Annotated in this window: 17 protein-coding genes; 12 read left to right on the top strand and 5 right to left on the bottom strand. The window is 30.0% G+C overall.

The annotated features are described in order from the left end of the window. Window positions 1–138: 138 nt before the first annotated feature. The 5 genes from IPK06_03045 to IPK06_03025 all read right to left on the bottom strand — a co-directional run bounded on the left by IPK06_03045 (window position 139) and on the right by IPK06_03025 (window position 2,181). Entirely contained in the window at window positions 139–267 is a 129-nt protein-coding gene (locus IPK06_03045) for a hypothetical protein (protein MBK7978991.1), read from the bottom strand. Continuing rightward, window positions 251–514: a hypothetical protein gene (locus IPK06_03040; GenBank protein ID MBK7978990.1), complete on the bottom strand. Its 264-nt coding sequence runs from the start codon at window positions 512–514 to the stop codon at window positions 251–253. Before IPK06_03040 ends, IPK06_03045 begins: the two co-directional genes overlap by 17 nt. After that, window positions 514–594: a hypothetical protein gene (locus tag IPK06_03035; protein ID MBK7978989.1), complete on the bottom strand. Its 81-nt coding sequence runs from the start codon at window positions 592–594 to the stop codon at window positions 514–516. Before IPK06_03035 ends, IPK06_03040 begins: the two co-directional genes overlap by 1 nt. Window positions 595–1,060: 466 nt before the next feature. After that, window positions 1,061–1,534, bottom strand: coding sequence for a family 1 glycosylhydrolase (locus tag IPK06_03030; GenBank protein MBK7978988.1), 474 nt, complete (start codon window positions 1,532–1,534; stop codon window positions 1,061–1,063). Between the two features lie 410 nt (window positions 1,535–1,944). After that, on the bottom strand, window positions 1,945–2,181 hold the full coding sequence (locus tag IPK06_03025) for a family 1 glycosylhydrolase (protein ID MBK7978987.1): 237 nt from the start codon (window positions 2,179–2,181) through the stop codon (window positions 1,945–1,947). Window positions 2,182–2,869: 688 nt separating this feature from the next. On the opposite strand from IPK06_03025, the gene IPK06_03020 reads away from it, so the two are divergent. From IPK06_03020 to IPK06_02965, 12 genes are all read left to right on the top strand, one after another. Next, window positions 2,870–4,141: a Gfo/Idh/MocA family oxidoreductase gene (locus tag IPK06_03020; protein ID MBK7978986.1), complete on the top strand. Its 1,272-nt coding sequence runs from the start codon at window positions 2,870–2,872 to the stop codon at window positions 4,139–4,141. A 37-nt stretch (window positions 4,142–4,178) separates the two neighbouring features. Then, entirely contained in the window at window positions 4,179–4,349 is a 171-nt protein-coding gene (locus IPK06_03015) for a hypothetical protein (GenBank protein ID MBK7978985.1), read from the top strand. Between the two features lie 69 nt (window positions 4,350–4,418). Further along, window positions 4,419–4,841, top strand: coding sequence for a hypothetical protein (locus tag IPK06_03010; GenBank protein MBK7978984.1), 423 nt, complete (start codon window positions 4,419–4,421; stop codon window positions 4,839–4,841). A gap of 31 nt (window positions 4,842–4,872) precedes the next feature. Beyond that, window positions 4,873–7,572 (top strand): DUF1080 domain-containing protein, encoded by a 2,700-nt coding sequence (locus tag IPK06_03005; protein MBK7978983.1) that lies wholly within the window; start codon window positions 4,873–4,875, stop codon window positions 7,570–7,572. A gap of 375 nt (window positions 7,573–7,947) precedes the next feature. After that, window positions 7,948–8,637, top strand: coding sequence for an HNH endonuclease (locus tag IPK06_03000; protein ID MBK7978982.1), 690 nt, complete (start codon window positions 7,948–7,950; stop codon window positions 8,635–8,637). 271 nt (window positions 8,638–8,908) lie between these two features. Then, window positions 8,909–9,766, top strand: coding sequence for a hypothetical protein (locus IPK06_02995; GenBank protein MBK7978981.1), 858 nt, complete (start codon window positions 8,909–8,911; stop codon window positions 9,764–9,766). 115 nt (window positions 9,767–9,881) lie between these two features. Next, window positions 9,882–10,520 (top strand): hypothetical protein, encoded by a 639-nt coding sequence (locus IPK06_02990; protein MBK7978980.1) that lies wholly within the window; start codon window positions 9,882–9,884, stop codon window positions 10,518–10,520. 206 nt (window positions 10,521–10,726) lie between these two features. Continuing rightward, window positions 10,727–10,888 (top strand): hypothetical protein, encoded by a 162-nt coding sequence (locus IPK06_02985; protein ID MBK7978979.1) that lies wholly within the window; start codon window positions 10,727–10,729, stop codon window positions 10,886–10,888. A gap of 210 nt (window positions 10,889–11,098) precedes the next feature. Further along, window positions 11,099–11,488, top strand: a complete 390-nt coding sequence (locus tag IPK06_02980; GenBank protein MBK7978978.1) for a VOC family protein — start codon at window positions 11,099–11,101, stop codon at window positions 11,486–11,488. A gap of 268 nt (window positions 11,489–11,756) precedes the next feature. Next, entirely contained in the window at window positions 11,757–12,113 is a 357-nt protein-coding gene (locus IPK06_02975; protein ID MBK7978977.1) for a DHCW motif cupin fold protein, read from the top strand. Between the two features lie 853 nt (window positions 12,114–12,966). Then, window positions 12,967–15,153, top strand: coding sequence for a hypothetical protein (locus IPK06_02970; protein MBK7978976.1), 2,187 nt, complete (start codon window positions 12,967–12,969; stop codon window positions 15,151–15,153). A gap of 32 nt (window positions 15,154–15,185) precedes the next feature. Then, window positions 15,186–16,328, top strand: a complete 1,143-nt coding sequence (locus IPK06_02965; GenBank protein ID MBK7978975.1) for a hypothetical protein — start codon at window positions 15,186–15,188, stop codon at window positions 16,326–16,328. The last annotated feature ends 15 nt before the right edge of the window (window positions 16,329–16,343 follow it).

Genomic DNA, 16,343 nt, shown 5'->3' with positions numbered 1-16,343 from the left:
ATAATCTAAAATCAGCTTAGTCATACAAGTTATTAAAAATTGTTCTAATCCAAATTGATTAAATAAAATTACCGCTAAAATAAAACTTGATGAGATAGGGTTAGAAAAGCTTCCAATAAATAAGTATTTAACCGAATCTTAGCTCCATTTTGCCCAGCGAGAATGACGGTTAAGAAATTTATTAAATGTTAGATTTTCATTAATGTTATCGACAAACGTAGGAGATGTTATGATTTTATATCCCAATTCCTCAACTTTTATCCCCATTAAATAATCTTCCGCTAAATAATTTTAAAGCTTCAAAACCGCCTATTTGTGTTATAATATTTCTTGGAATCAAAATAGATTTTCCAATTACAATGGAAATTTTGGCAATTTTAGATGCAGTAAAAACGCTGGGTAAAAGAAATGCGTTAAGGTGAATATTTTCAAAAACTGATGGAATATTCTTTGCGCTAATTCCTTTTATCGATGCTGTTACAAGACCTACACTATTGTCGTTGAATTCATTCATTAACTTTTTAGAAAAAGTGGTTCAACTCTAGTATTACTATCGCTTATTAAAATGTATGTTCCATTTGATTTTGGATACATATTGAATAGATTATTTATTTTGGGTTTAATCCTATCATAAAATTATCTATTACAATTTTCGTCTTGATATTTGAATATTTAAGGGATATCTGTTTAATAATATTCAACGCGGGATCTTCATTGAATGCAGCCCAAATATGATTTCATAGTTTGGGTAATCAAGGTTATAAAATGATTCTAAATTTTCTTCAAGTTGATCATCAATTCCTTTTATTGGCTTTAATATGCTGATTAAAGGATAATTGATTTAGAAAGTTTAATAATATTATTTTTTCGTGAATAGACTTTTCTTAAAACTATAATTGATAATAATTGATAACCAATTCCAACTGAAATAATAATAAGGAAAATAACAATTAGTAAATTTGTCATATTTTATCCATTAATTATTTATCATATAAAATTATTTTATGTACTTCTGAATATTTTTTTACAAGTTCCGAATAGTATAAAGCACTCGGTTTAATTATTCTTCTAAAATTATTTTTATAATCAATTTTAATAAGTCCAAATCTTTTGATTTACCTTTAAGCCATTCATAATTGTCAATAAGACTCCAATAAAAATACCCTTGGATGTTATGTTTATGCCTGGCTTTATTTAGAATTTTCAAATGACGTTTTATGAAATATTTTCTTAAACTTTCATCTTCAGTAGCTATTCCATTTTCAGTGATAATTATTTCCTTACCCGTTTTTGCAACAAGTTTGATGATTTTCTTTAATCCTTTAGGGTAAATCTCCCAACCCATATCTGTTGCCGGCTTTTTGGAAAAGGAATACCGGATTTTCAAACTAAATTTGAATTGACTATAAATTCTGTAGTAATAATTTATACCCCAAAAATCAATTTTGTTATCTAGCGGTATTTGGGTATCATATTTTAAGACTGTTGGAAACCAATGGCTGATTTTATTTGTTTTGAAAGCATCTAATAACATTTGTTAAAAAGTATCAACATTATTTGTTACTTTTTTATCAAGAAAAACCAAGTCCTGGCTTTTAAAATTATAAAGTGTTTTGCAATTCCTAACTTTGCGTTTGGATTTCTTTTTAAGATAATCATAAATGTAAATATGGGCTGACATCATATTGTAAATTGCATCCATCATCATATTCATATCTTTATAACCCGAGGAATTTACTCGGCATGCAGCCAGCGCCCAAACTATTGGTTCGTAAAGATATCCAATAATTTATCGGCAAATCAATCAATATGATTTTAGCGAAATTACAAAATGTTGAAACAGATTTTTGTGCCATGGTGAATGCCTGGAACCATTTAGATGTAAAGGGTGTAGTAATAAATGGCTAATCATTTTCAATAAGATAGCTCATTTCGAATATTGTTTTAAAGCTTTATCCGAATATTTATTTGTCGTTCAATTCTAGACCATTCAACAGAAAACCTATATGAATTAAGGTTAAGTTCTTTTAGATACTCAAAGTCTGTTTTCCAGTTATTCCAATGATTGCTCCCATTTTCATATAAAGTATTTTCACCTTTTATTTTAAACTTACCTTGACTTTCCCATTCGGTAAAGTCATTAGAAACATTTCTCGATTTGAAGATGTCGAAGTTCCCCAAAAAAATTTTGTCATTTAATTCTCAATAACTAAGCTGAAAAATCATTATCCGGATAATTTTATTTACGTGTAAAAATCTATTTATTTTGATGTTAATTTAATTGTATAATGTTAAAAACATATTATTATAATTTTAATAAATTGTTAACATTTGATAATACAATCAAAAGTGAAACCTAATATGGTCTTAACTTTCTATTTTAACCTGTAATATTTGTTGATTTGCTAATATTCTGATTGGTTTAAAAAAATTTACTATCAATAAATCCAAATTGTACCATCTCCAATCCAAAATTTAGTTTAATATCTAAGAAAAATATTTCAAATAATTTCTTTTGCCTAAATCTGGATAAGATTTAGTCGTACATAAAGTGATTATAAAAAAATAACCATGCTCCGATATATTAAAAGTTACCAAAATTGGTATGAAGCGAGAAATACAAAAATTTAATAAAAAAGTTAATTCATCTAAAAAAATATTAGTTAATAATACATAAGAAATTTTTAGTTTAGTTATCAACAATATTTACTTTCAAAAAATGTTATTATTCAAATAAATTGTTAAGTTATACGGTAAATAGTTTTGGAAATAAACCAATTTGTTTTTGAACTTATTTGAACAAAGTAAAGTTGCGTTTAATAAATTATTATCTAATTGTTTTTTTAACATTCAATCCACATAAAAAGTTATGAGTAATAAAAACAAATTTACAAGAAGAGGCTTTTTAAAAAGCGCGTTCGCTATTGGAGCCGGTATTACAATTGTACCTCGTAATGTATTGGGCGGAAACGGATTTATTGCTCCTTCCGATCAGTTAACAAAAGCGATTATCGGTGTTGGCGGTATGGGGCGGGGACATATTCCGTACGAAAATACTAGGGTTGTCGCAATTTGCGATGTTGACAAACTGCATTTGGAAGAAGCGCAGAACAAAATTGATTATAAGGTTAAACAATTTATCGACTTTAGGGAAGTATGTCAGCTTCCAGAAGTTGATATTGTGCATATTGCCACTCCTCCGCATTGGCATGGTTTAATGGCGATTGAAGCCGCTAAAGCCGGCAAAGATATTTGGTGCGAGAAACCAATGACGCGAACAATTGGAGAAGGCAAAAAGGTTGTAGAAGCTGTTAATCAACATAGTAGAATGTTTCGCTTAAATACTTGGTTTCGTTTTAAAGATAATTTTTATGGATTAGGTACAGAGGTTTTTCCTTTAAAGAAAGTTATTGACAGCGGAATTCTTGGCTGGCCGTTAAAAGTTACAATTAGCGGAAATACCGGGTTTAACTGGAAATTCTATTGGACCGGAAAGTATAATCTAATGCCGGAAAAAGTTCCTGATAATCTTGATTATAATATGTGGCTTGGACCGGCGCCGTACCGTCCTTATAACCCGCACCGCGTTCATGTTAATTTCCGCGGATACTGGGATTATGACGGCGGCGGACTTGGAGATATGGGTCAGCATTATTTAGATCCGGTTCAGTATATGCTAGGTAAGGATGATGAAAGTCCGGTTAGTATTGAAGTTGACGCGCCGCAGCAGCATTATGACGCGGTTGGCACATGGAAACGTATTGAATATACTTATGCTGACGGATGTCAAATTATTCTTGATGGAGAAAACAAGGATAAAGAAGCCGCATATATAGAAGGTCCGAATGGTAAAATTTATCAAGGTTTCAGATCGGACATTCCAAATTTGCAGAGTTTTATTAAATCGCTGCCTGACCCCGAACCGCAAATAAGTGTATTTTCCGAATCCGTAAAAACCCGAAAAAAGTTCGCGTTAAACGAAATGAACGGATTCCGTTCTTCAACTCTTGTAAACCTTGGAATTATAGCCGTCCGTTTGGGCAGATCGTTAAAATTTGATTCCGAAAAATTAGAATTTATTGACGATGAAGGCGCAAATCGCTTAATAAATCAACCGATGCGCGCGCCTTGGAATTTATAATTGAAATAGTTATTAACTAAAATTTATATTAAACATTATGAGTAAAAATACATTTCGAACAATAGCATTAATTATACTTTTAATTTTAAGTATCAGAAATATTGCTCAAGTCAATAGTGATCTTGATATTAAAGTTGAAGATATTTTAGACCAGATGCCTAAAAAGAATTTAGTTCTGCTTGATAAAGTTCTCAATGAACTTATCTAATTAGGTCCGGAAGGTTTTCAAAAAGTAACTGATCTTTTAACTCCGCCCGGTGCTGGCGATGATACAAATGTGAGATTTGCTTTAAACAGCTTGTCACGTTATGCCAGTCAATTTGACAAAATAAAAGAAAGGAATTTTGTTGAAGAAAACTTAATAATAGCGTTGAAAAAACAAAGTAATGTTGAGGTAAAAACCTTTTTATTGAATCAGTTAAATTTAGTAGGCGGCAATAAAACAATTGATGAAATTAAAGAATATTTATCAGATGAAGAACTTTGTGAACCTGCAGCTCAGACTCTTATTTCAATTGATGACAAAAGCGCCGCTAATGAATTATTATTTGCTTTAAAATCTTCCAAAGGGAATACCAAAGCTACCTTGGTTAAAGCTTTGGGAAATTTAAAATGTGTTAATGCTATCGAACAAATTACTCCGCTTATTCATTCAAATGATACGGCAATAAAAAAAATCAGCTCTTGCGGCTTTAGCTAATATCGGTTCGCCTTCATCATTTGATAATTTATTGGAAGCCGCGGAATCTGTAAAATTTAAATATGATCCGACAAACGCGGCGGAAGCATTTATTATCTATGCAAACCGTTTGGGCGAACAAAATAAAATTGACTTATTGAAAGAAGCGTGCGAAGAAATTTTTAACGCAAATACATCTGCCGATCAACTTCACAACTACTCAAGCGGATTGGCTATATACGCGAAATATTTGGGTTATGAAGTTACACCGCTATTATTAGAAGCGTTAAATAACGGCGATAAAGCGTTTCGTTATTCTGTTTTAAATATTGCTGAAAATATTGGTGGAATAGCCGATACAAGAAAATGGATTGACGAAGCCAAACTTGTTTCGCCTGAAATTCAATCGGAAATTATTTCAATGCTTGGAAGACGAGGAGATGAATTTGCGGTAGATTTTATAATTGAAAACTTAAATTCGTCTTCTTCGCTAGTTCGTGAAGAATCAATTACCGCTTTAACAAAACTTCAAGGATCTAAAGCAATTAAACCTTTAATTGAACATTTAGTTAAAGGTAATGATATAGAATCGGTTAAATCTGTCCTCATGCAATTGCTGGATAAAGATCACTTGCGACATGTAGCGGAAAAGTTAGAATTAACCGAAGGCAAAACCAAAGCGGGAATAATTGATATTATATCCTCAAAAGGCGGAACAAAATACTTTAATGAAATATTCGCGTACACAGCTTCCAAAAATAATTATGAAAAAACGGCAGCATTTAACGCGTTAAAAAATATTTCGACTGAAAATAATTTGGATGAACTGCTTAAACTTTTATTAAATGTTCAAGATTCAATTGAAATTCAACAGACACAACTTGCAGTAATTGCGGCTGCTGAAAAAGCCAAAAGTGAACAAAGAAAGACCGGTAAAATTCTAACCTCTTTGGAAAAAACGGATAAGAAAGAACGAATTATTCCAATACTTTCTAAAATTGGAGGCAAAGAAAATTTAGAAATAGTTTCAAAATATTTTAACACTTCAACGGGAGCAATACAGGACGCGGCTTTTACCGCTCTTACAAATTGGAAAGATTATTCAGCCGCGAATAAATTATATGAAATTAGCAAAACCGAAAACGGAAGCTATCAGCAAAAAGCGGTTTCAAATTTTATTCAAATTATAAATTCAGCAAAACTGCCGGATGATCAAAAATTGCTTCAATTCCGAAAAATTATGCCTTATGCTAAATCTGAAAGTGATAGAAATTTAATTATTAGATCTATTGGCAATCTTAAAACTTTCTTATCGCTGATTTATTTAGAACAATATCTAAATGACGAAGAACTACGGCAGGATGCTTCTCGTTCAATTATAGAAATCGCGCTGCCAAATGACGACCAAAATAATGGCTTCACGGGAAATAAAGTTCGCGAGTTATTGGAAAAAACAAAAACAATAATTTCCGGGGAAGATAGTCAAGATTATATAACCGAAATTGAATCTTACCTGGAAAATATGCCGATAGAAACAGGATTTGTATCAATGTTTAATGGTGTAAATCTTGAAGGCTGGGAAGGTCTTGTCGGTGATCCAATATCAAGATCTAAAATGAGCAAGAAAGAATTAGCCAAAAAACAGATAGAAGCTAATAAAAAAATGTTGGAAAATTGGAGCGTGAAGGATGGCTTGATCATTTTTAACGGAAAAGGTGAAAACCTTTGCTCAATTAAAGATTACGGTGATTTTGAATTGATACTTGATTGGCGAATTACAAAAGAAGGAGACAGCGGAATTTATCTTCGCGGAACTCCGCAAGTTCAAATTTGGGATACATCACGCGTAGAATCCGGCGCTCAAGTTGGTTCGGGAGGTTTGTATAATAACCAAAAACATATCAGCAAACCGTTAAAAGTTGCTGATAATCCGATTGATGAATGGAATACATTTCATATCACAATGATAGGCGCCAATGTAACTGTTTACTTAAACGGCGAATTGGTAGTTGATAATGTACCGATGGATAATTATTGGGACCAAGAACAGCCGATATTTGAATCAGAGGCAATTGAATTGCAGGCGCACGGGAATCAGCTAGCGTTTAGAAACATTTACGTTAGAGAAATAAATACCAAAGAAATTGGTTTAACAAAAGAAGAAAAAGAAGAAGGATTTGAATCTTTATTTAATGGAAAAAATCTTGACGGCTGGCAGGGAAATAAAATTGATTATTACGCTGAAAATGATGAATTGATTGTTAATCCAAAAAAAGGCGGTCATGGAAATCTTTATACCGCGAAAGAATACAGTGATTTTAATTTGCGATTTGAATTTCAATTAACTCCGGGAGCAAATAACGGTATTGGAGTTCGAGCGCCGCTTGAAGGAGACGCGGCTTATGCCGGAATGGAATTGCAAATATTAGATAATGAAGATTCAATTTACGCGAATTTACAGCCTTACCAATATCATGGCTCCGTGTATGGAGTTATTCCGGCCAAACGCGGCTTTCTAAATCCTGTTGGAGATTGGAATTCGGAAGAAATAATTCTTAACGGTACAAAAGTAAAAGTAACTTTAAACGGGAAAGTAATTGTTGACGGTGATATTGCCGAAGCAAGTAAAAACGGAACACTTGACCATAAAGATCATCCCGGTATAAATCGAAGCAGTGGTTATATTGGTTTTCTTGGACATGGTTCAGAGCTGAAATTTAGAAATCTTAGAATTAAGGATTTAAGCAAATAATTTGATATTCCAATATTTAAAAAATTGATAAATTAGCTGAGAGTCATGAGCTCTCAGTTAAATTAAAAATCCTTAATTTCCGCCACAAACATTTATTGATTATCAAATTCAATTTGTTTGTAACTTAACAACTTCTCATAATTATTATTTTGATGCCGCAAAACCAATACCTTAAAAAGAAATGTAAGTATTTCTACTTATTTACAAAGAGATAAAATTCTCTTATATTTAATTTATTATAAAAACTAAAATATTAAAAATATTATTAATGTAAATACAATAACAAATTTTGAATTGAAAACTAAGTTATGAAAGTATAAAACATTAATTTATAAATGAAAATGGATTTATTGATATAATACTCAAAAAATATTTATGAAAGATGAAATAATTTCATATCGTGAAATGTGCGACAGAGAAAATGTTCAAACTTTGCAAAGAGGAATGAACTTTCGTCTAAATTCCAACTATTCAGTTATTCTTATGTCGCAGAGGAAAAATGCGCCATATAAGGACAAAATATTTGATGATGGGTTTACATTAGGATATGAAGGACACGATATTCCTAAAAATGAGGGAATAAAAAATCCAAAATCTATTGACCAGCCTAGAAATACAAAAACTGGCAAACTTACTCAAAATGGGTTATTCGCAAAATCAATAGAAAACTATAAATCTAAAATATCTTCACCAGAACTAGTTAGAGTTTATGAAAAACTTTTTGATGGAGTTTGGTCAGAAAAAGGATTTTTCAAACTTATAGATTATAAATATCAAAACGATGAAAACAAAAGAAAAGTTTTTCGATTTGTTTTAGAAGAAGCCGATTTTGAATTAACTGATGAAATTATTTTTAATCAAAAATTAAAACCAAGGACCAGGTTAATTCCAAGCAATATTAAAAAAGAAGTGTGGAAACGAGATAGTGGTAAATGTGTAATTTGTGGTTCTACAGATGAATTACATTTTGACCACGATTTACCATATTCAAAAGGCGGAACTAGTATTTCAATAAACAATGTTAGAATACTTTGCGCAAGACATAATTTAAGCAAAATCAGATAAAATAGAATAAAGTTATAAAGTACTATAGAAATCACCTAAACTGCCTTATAAAGTTGGTTAATGTGTATTTGTAAAAATAAAGTATGAAAGCTTTGTTTGGTATTTAGCTTAAGAGAACAATGTTTAGAAAGTTAAGTCGCAAAGTTTGCTAAAGAAAAATTAAACATTGCTCCGGTAAATTTACCATTCCCAAAGGGACATGTCGTTATTTTTTAAAATTGTTGTTTGGGGCGGACAGGTGAAAAACCACACCGTTATACAGCGAGGAAATATGAAAAAGTTGATAATTGCTTTATTAGTATCAATGATTATTTCTTGCAATAAAGAAAATCCAACAGAAACCAATAAAAATTATACTTCACTTGATACTTTGAGCAGAGAAATTAAAGAAGGTATTTTTCTGTCAATTGATTCATTAAAAGATACATACTCGTTGGACGAAACAATTTCAGCAAAAGTAACATTAAAAAATATCACAAATGAAATTGGGTTGCCGATTTATATTCCAAATTGGCCGCCATATTTAGATTGGCATATACTAGATAAAAACAAGAATTTGATTAAATTTTATCCATCTGGACACGGATTTTCTGAATATGAGGATACATTAAATATTGGTGAAATTTTATTTGAAAATGTAGATTGGAATATTGTTGAGTCAAATAGCCACTTAAAATCGTTTAGCGGTGAATATATACTCGAAATAAATTTTAACGGTATTAGTTTTAATAAAACTCCACATTTAATTAAACATTTTAAGATAAATGAGATTGGAGAAGCAATATCAACATATTTAAAATTTGACTATGAATCAACAGATTCTATAAAATTAGATTTATATATTCGAAATAGAATAAGTAAAGAAATTACTGTAAACAATTTAAACAAAGAATCAAAATTATATTTAATTAAACAAAGTTATGAAAGACAAGATACTGTTTATAGAGAAAATATTAAGTTTAATTGGGAAACACAAAAGCTGAACAGTAAAAGTGATATTGTTTTATATAAGTATAAAAGTGAAAAAACTAAATTTCATGAATTGGGAATCAAAGGTGGATATTATTGTAAATTTCACTTACTTATAAATGGAAAGAAATATATATCTTCAAATTTTATATTTATATAAATAATTCTTTTATAAACATGTTTTTCCGGTTAATGCTAAAGTGAAAAAAGGATTTAAAATAAATTTGGAGCGGCAAATTAGCCGCGACGTCTTTATACAAAAAAGAGGTAATAAAATGAAGATCATAATTTTTTTAGCTTTGTTGCCAATATTATTATTTATGAATTTCGGCTGCAAAAATTCTACCGAACCAAAAGATGATATTGATTCAGTAATTGTTTATAAACCAAATATCTATATATATCCATCCGAAAAAAAATCGCTTACTGTTGAAGTAAATTTCCCTCAAGGTGGAAAAATAATTGAAAGTATACCTGCTTATGAAAATTCTTGGAAAGTAGAAGTTGATACAAATGGTAAAATAAATAATACTTATGATTATTTATTTTATGAATGCAGTGTTCCAGATTTATTCCAAATGGAAAATGGGTGGATTATAAAAAAAGAATATCTTGAGAAATTTTTTGTAAATAACCTAAGTGAATCTGGTTTTAGTGAAAAAGAACAAAATGATTTTATTGAATATTGGATTCCAAAGTTGACAGATTATGAATATTATGAAATATATCCTCAATATAAATCTTCACTTGATAAAATAATTGAAATTAACTTTTCTTTAGAACCAGATAATTTTTATAGATTATTTTATTTAATCAAAGGAAGAAACAATAATATCCAACTTAAAGAACCCGAAATAAAAATAGCGATTAGACAAAATTTTTATTCTGTAGAGTGGGGAGTAATATTAAAATAATAAACGCTGTATAACTAACAAATCAATTGACAGCGTCGCTCAGCTGGGTGAGCGCGATAAAAATAAAGTTTATAGTTTCTTTATTGTATTAAACTGAAGGGAACAATGTTCAGAAAGTTAAGCGCAGTTTTTTCAAAAGGACATGTTGTTATTAAGTAAAATTGTAATTATTGGCAACGATGTTATACGGTTAAAAGAGAATTATTATGAAAAGAATAGAACTTTTACTATTTATAATATTTTTTAATGGATATTCCTTTTCTCAACTTGATTGGAATTTAGATTATGAAAGCGCAAATTTTGCTAAAGAAAAGTTAAACTTTGCTCCGGTAATTTTACCATTCCTAAAGGGACAGGTCGTTATTTAATAAAATTGTTTTTTTTGACGGCGGGTAATTTGCCATGTCGTTATGTGCTAAAAAAAATATAATTATAGAATTAAATTTAATATATTATTTTAGAGCGTATTAAATGAAAAAGTAATAATTATTAAACTTTTCTAACTACTAATTTTGAGTTTTACATCAAGTAATAAAATAAATAATAATATCTATACAGATGAATCGAAAGGGAAAATAATGAGTGATGCAATACCAAAAGTTACCGGAGTTGGGGGAATATTCTTTTATTCAAATAATTTAAAAGAAACAAAAGAATGGTATACCAAAAACTTGGGGATTGAAATAAATGATTGGGGTTCATCAAGTTTTGAATACAGAAATATTAATAATCCAGAGGAAATTAATTCACTTCAGTGGAAACCATTCAAAAATGGAGATGAATATTTTTCGCCATCACAAAAAGATTTTATGATCAATTACATGGTACAAAACATTGAAGGACTTGTAGAAAAACTTAAGGAAAATGGTGTAACAATACTTGATAGTATTGCAAGTTATGATTATGGAAAATTTGTACATATTTTAGATGCCGAAGGAAATAAAATTGAATTATGGGAACCTAAATAATTTTCATATATCTAAAAGCATTTAACTATAAAATCAAATGACCGCAGAAACATGTCGGGTGAAGTTGAAAAATAAAGTTAGGAAGTTTTTGTTTGGCATTTAGCTGAAGGGAACAAGGTTTAGAAAATTTAGTCGAAATGTTTGTTGGAAAAAGTTAAGCATTGTTCAATAAAATAAATCATTTTTTATTAAGTAAAATTGTGTTTTTGGCGGCGGATTATGTGCAATGCCTTCATGTATTTGAAAATTTAATAAAAAGGTTAGAGAAATGAATAATTCTAATATTCCTTTTCAAACAATAGATTGGATGAAAATTCCAAAAACTGAACATAAAGGTGAAACTGGAATTGCATATTGGCAAACCATAGAATTTGCTGGATTGAGAATTAGAATAGTTGAGTATAGTGAAAATTACAAAGCAGATCATTGGTGTGAAAAAGGACATCTTGTTTATTGTATAGAAGGAAGTGTAATAAATGAACTTAAAGATGGAAAAGAAACATTGTTAAAACCAGGTATGTCATATATAGTATCAGATCAATTAAGTACGCATAGATCACTAACAAAAGAAGGTGCGAAGTTATTAATTGTTGATGGAGATTTTTTAAAATTAAATAATGAATAACGGCAAATTTCAAGTACAACCACTAAAATATGTAAAAATTCAAGAGGATATAATAAATAATTGTAGATGAAATATAAATCCTAAGTTAGTTTATATAAGTCATTTACCATAAGCCACATAGTCAAACCTATCTCTAGATATCCTTATATAGCACCATAACAATCCTTTTCTAAAATCCATTGCGAAGTGCCGAGGTATCTCTAAAAATCAATTCTATTATCTGAATAAAAAATAAATAACTAATTCATTAAGACCAGTTCTGTAGGGATTGATTTCTCTTTGAGGCTGTTTTTATTTCATTCTAAACATAAGTAGTATTTATATGTCACATTTAATGAAGCAGCCGATTAACCTTGTTAAGTCAAATATTTCTCAAGGTGTTTACAGATCTCATTTTTTGATTAGGCTAAGATAATGTGAATATAAATTTTAACTCCGGCATTGAGGTTTTAATAAATAACTAACAGAATCTTATTGTAAACACACTTTAAAATCTTGGTGATGAACGCAGTCTCAGAGATGGAATATATTCGTCTTTAAATTTAGTTCCGCAGTTCAGCCAGTCAAAAAACTCTTACCTAAATAGCAGCTTTTTTGCGGTTGTTTGTTAAGCTCCGCTGATTGAAGAAATAACACATAATATCTAATATTAAATAGTGAATTATAAAAACTAAATATTATCATTGACAATAATTAAAATTATTTGCAAAATACATGTAATAATTTTTCACTACTCCGAGAGAGTGAAAATTAAGTTACTCTATAGGAAATACACTCCACGAAACTCCAGGTATTCTCTCCCGAAGCAGAAATAGAAAATAAAAATTTTTAATGTTCAGCATTCGGGGGTATAATGTTAATTGGCATTTTATCTCGTAAAAATTTGATTATAGTTATATGCCTTTATATAACTATAATATTTTCTTGTAGAGACTCAGAACCAACTGCTCCAAAAGATACAGATAACCAATATTTAGCAGAAAAAACGATTGGCATAGGAGGCGGAGTATTAAAAACAGATGACTTTAAACTTGAAATATCACCTGGAACTTTAAGTGAATCGACTCAACTGAAATTATCACTTGATGACAGTGAAAATCCATATCCTTCGAATAGTTTAACTTCAAGATATATAGTTGAAGGGTTTCCAAATAATTACAATAAACCAATAAACATAAGAATTAAATTATCGGGTAATTTAGGAGCAAACAATTATATTTCCTTTGGAGAGAATGTCTTTATTCCTTCATTTGCCGCTGAAGATTATTCAGATAAACTAATTCCGGCAATCGATTCTTCCGTATTTTTGTTAGCAACAATTCCAGTGATAGTTAATGAAATAAATCTATATAAAACAATAGTGAACGGCACACAGAAAATAAAGCTTGGTGGCATATTTTCAAATACCCAAGTTACTACTCCTCAAGATCATTTTAAAATTATATGGTTAGCTAGTGGTCAAGCCAATCTCGATATTATGAAAACTATAGGAGAATATTTAGAAAATTCTTACTCGAAGTTTATTGAACCTGAATTAGGATTTAATTATGATAATAGAACCAATTGGCCTGTTGATGTATCTATAAAAAAAATGCCTTCTGGAGTAGTAGGATGTTATAACCCTTCATTATTAGGCCGAAATTATGGAGATATAGAAATTGATAGTGATTATTTATTTAATTCAAATGTGAAATATGTATGTATACATGAGTTTTTTCATCTTGTCCAAGACTTATATGACCCTCGTTCAAGTCCTTTTCACGCTACAAATATTGACTTTCCCTTTTATTGGGTAATGGAAGCCGCATCATGTTGGTCAGAGGTTTTATTTTCGTCTGATCCATATTATTTACCTAGCGGTTATACATCACATAAAACAGCTCCATTTAATGGATTCCAAAAAGGTGCAGATGGTAGTTTTGAAAAAGCAAGGGATCATGGATATGGAATGTCAGGAGTATTTATTTATTTAACTCAAAAATATGGAAATGGAATTATTAGGAAGATTTTTGAAAAAATTAAAGAAGGAAAAAATTCTATTGAAGCAATTAAATCTGCTACTGAAAGTCCTCAAATATGGCTTGAAAAATTTTTTACAGATTATCTAACAAATACACGTTGGGATAACACTCAATTACTAAGTGTCCCATATGGAACAATTACGACAATTACTCCGAATATGACAAATGTTTCAATTGATGAAAATTATCCGGATATATCAGCAAGGTATTTTAGGTATTCACTTAGTGGTTCATTCAAAGACAATTCCGAATTATTATTTACATTAATTAACGGAACAGACGTTGATAATGATTTGACAATTCTTAAAAAAAAGATAGGTGAAAATGCTCAGTTTGTTGATAATTCATATTCCCCTGAGATAAAAGTTACAAAAATATCTGAACTAGCAAAAAATGGTTATGATTTAATATGTATTGTAACAAATTCAAAAGGTAAATCTCCTTATACATCAACATCGCCATTAACATTGGATGTTAAACTTGAAAATAATGAAGACATAGTAAAAACTTATAAAAGAGCATTTATTGATCTTTCTGTTAAAGGTTTTTTTATTCGAACTACACCTGATTCAAGCTGGGAAGATCCATATTTTGAATTTTACACAACAGATGCTCCAAACCAAATTGGAATTACAACAAAAACTACATTTTCTTCATCATGGAATAAAACAAGAATTGATTCTTATCCGGAAGAAGGCACGACAGTAACAAATTCTGGTTCAATAACTATCCAATTCACTAATGATTTTGACTCAATATTAACTTATAATGAAACTTTTACAGTTAGTTGGCCAGGTTGGTATAATATAAATGGTAATATTAGCGTGAAAGATATTCCATTTGGTGAACATAATTGGACCAATTCAGATACATATTTATTGAGAGGAGGTGAATCGACTTGCGGAAAAGTAGTAAGTAGAAGTTATAATCAGGTTTGGTGGAATGGTTATAGTTATTCTTTTACTAGAAACGAATGTGATGAAGATAGTTATATATCAATTTCGCTTTATGAAGACTAGTGACATTAAATTTTAATATTTTGAGGACTCTTATGAAAAATTTACATTTTATTTATTATTTCTTTATAATATTTCAAATTATAAGTTGTGATAATTCGTTAGAAAAAAAAGGCTCTAATTTAAAATTTAATGATGACCCTTCTTTAAGCAATCAACAAACTTTTGTTACATATAAATATATTGATCCTATGGTTGGTATTGAGGCATTCCGTTTGCTCATACCGAAAGGTTGGAAAGTTGAAGGGGGAATAAAATGGTCATCTAACCCAGCATTACCAGCACAATCAGAATTTCGTTTTTTTAATCCTAATGGATCAGAGCAGGTGGAGTTTTTTCCAACTCAGTCTTATTTTTGGACAGATAATCAAACCGCATTATATACAAATCCACCCGGATCCTTACGTTTTGGAACATTAGTAGCTCAGCCAATTAGTTTACAATCTGCTTTTAGAAATATTATACTGCCTGCGTTTAGGGATAGGGTTCGCAATTTAAAAATAGAGACCCAAATCAAAATTCATGAATTGGAACAATTAGCAATTGGACAACCAACTGAAGGTGTTAATTCCTTTGCTGATGGAGGGAAAATAAGATTTACATATTTAGAAAATAATATTCAAATGGAAGAGGAAATGTTTGGGGTAGTGAGTCAATTTATTACAAATTTACCAGGCAGTTATTTTTCACCAGGTTATTTTATTAATTACTGGTACATTGACTATGTTTTTTCGTTCAAGTCAGAATATCAAAAACTAGATTCAAATTCCAAAATATTTCAAACAATGATATTTTCATTCAAACTCAACCCAAAGTGGTTTGCAAAAGTTGTAAATACAAAAGAAAAAATGGTTCAGATGATTATTCAAGGAATTAAGGAATTAGGGCGAATAGGAACAATTGTAGCAAATTCCAGCACTCAATTGAGAGAAGATCAGCTTTCAGATTGGGAAAGACGTCAACAAGCAAATGATCGTGTAGTTCAGAATTTTAGCGATAATATAAGAGGTGTAGAAAGATATAATGACCCGTATACAGGAAATGAAGTTGAGTTACCTTCCGGTTATGGTCATGCTTGGGCAAATAATTTAGGTGAATACATTATTACTGAAAGTCCAAGTTATAATCCAAATATTGGTTCTAATTTAAGTTGGGTTCAAATAGAACAAGCGAAATAAATTTAATAATGTTTT

It is taken from the genome of Ignavibacteriota bacterium (genome assembly GCA_016713565.1).
GTDB lineage: Bacteria > Bacteroidota > Ignavibacteria > Ignavibacteriales > Melioribacteraceae.
Note: the sequence above shows the minus strand (reverse complement) of the source record. Positions and strands in the feature narration are given on the sequence as shown.

What these genes read in the sequence shown, in the direction of transcription:
- IPK06_03045 (MBK7978991.1), bottom strand. Translation starts at nt 267, where the DNA reads ATGGGGATAAAAGTTGAGGAATTGGGATATAAAATCATAACATCTCCT.
- IPK06_03040 (MBK7978990.1), bottom strand. Translation starts at nt 514, where the DNA reads ATGAATGAATTCAACGACAATAGTGTAGGTCTTGTAACAGCATCGATA.
- IPK06_03035 (MBK7978989.1), bottom strand. Translation starts at nt 594, where the DNA reads ATGTATCCAAAATCAAATGGAACATACATTTTAATAAGCGATAGTAAT.
- IPK06_03030 (MBK7978988.1), bottom strand. Translation starts at nt 1,534, where the DNA reads ATGTTATTAGATGCTTTCAAAACAAATAAAATCAGCCATTGGTTTCCA.
- IPK06_03020 (MBK7978986.1), top strand. Translation starts at nt 2,870, where the DNA reads ATGAGTAATAAAAACAAATTTACAAGAAGAGGCTTTTTAAAAAGCGCG.
- IPK06_03015 (MBK7978985.1), top strand. Translation starts at nt 4,179, where the DNA reads ATGAGTAAAAATACATTTCGAACAATAGCATTAATTATACTTTTAATT.
- IPK06_03000 (MBK7978982.1), top strand. Translation starts at nt 7,948, where the DNA reads ATGAAAGATGAAATAATTTCATATCGTGAAATGTGCGACAGAGAAAAT.
- IPK06_02995 (MBK7978981.1), top strand. Translation starts at nt 8,909, where the DNA reads ATGAAAAAGTTGATAATTGCTTTATTAGTATCAATGATTATTTCTTGC.
- IPK06_02990 (MBK7978980.1), top strand. Translation starts at nt 9,882, where the DNA reads ATGAAGATCATAATTTTTTTAGCTTTGTTGCCAATATTATTATTTATG.
- IPK06_02985 (MBK7978979.1), top strand. Translation starts at nt 10,727, where the DNA reads ATGAAAAGAATAGAACTTTTACTATTTATAATATTTTTTAATGGATAT.
- IPK06_02980 (MBK7978978.1), top strand. Translation starts at nt 11,099, where the DNA reads ATGAGTGATGCAATACCAAAAGTTACCGGAGTTGGGGGAATATTCTTT.
- IPK06_02975 (MBK7978977.1), top strand. Translation starts at nt 11,757, where the DNA reads ATGAATAATTCTAATATTCCTTTTCAAACAATAGATTGGATGAAAATT.
- IPK06_02970 (MBK7978976.1), top strand. Translation starts at nt 12,967, where the DNA reads ATGTTAATTGGCATTTTATCTCGTAAAAATTTGATTATAGTTATATGC.
- IPK06_02965 (MBK7978975.1), top strand. Translation starts at nt 15,186, where the DNA reads ATGAAAAATTTACATTTTATTTATTATTTCTTTATAATATTTCAAATT.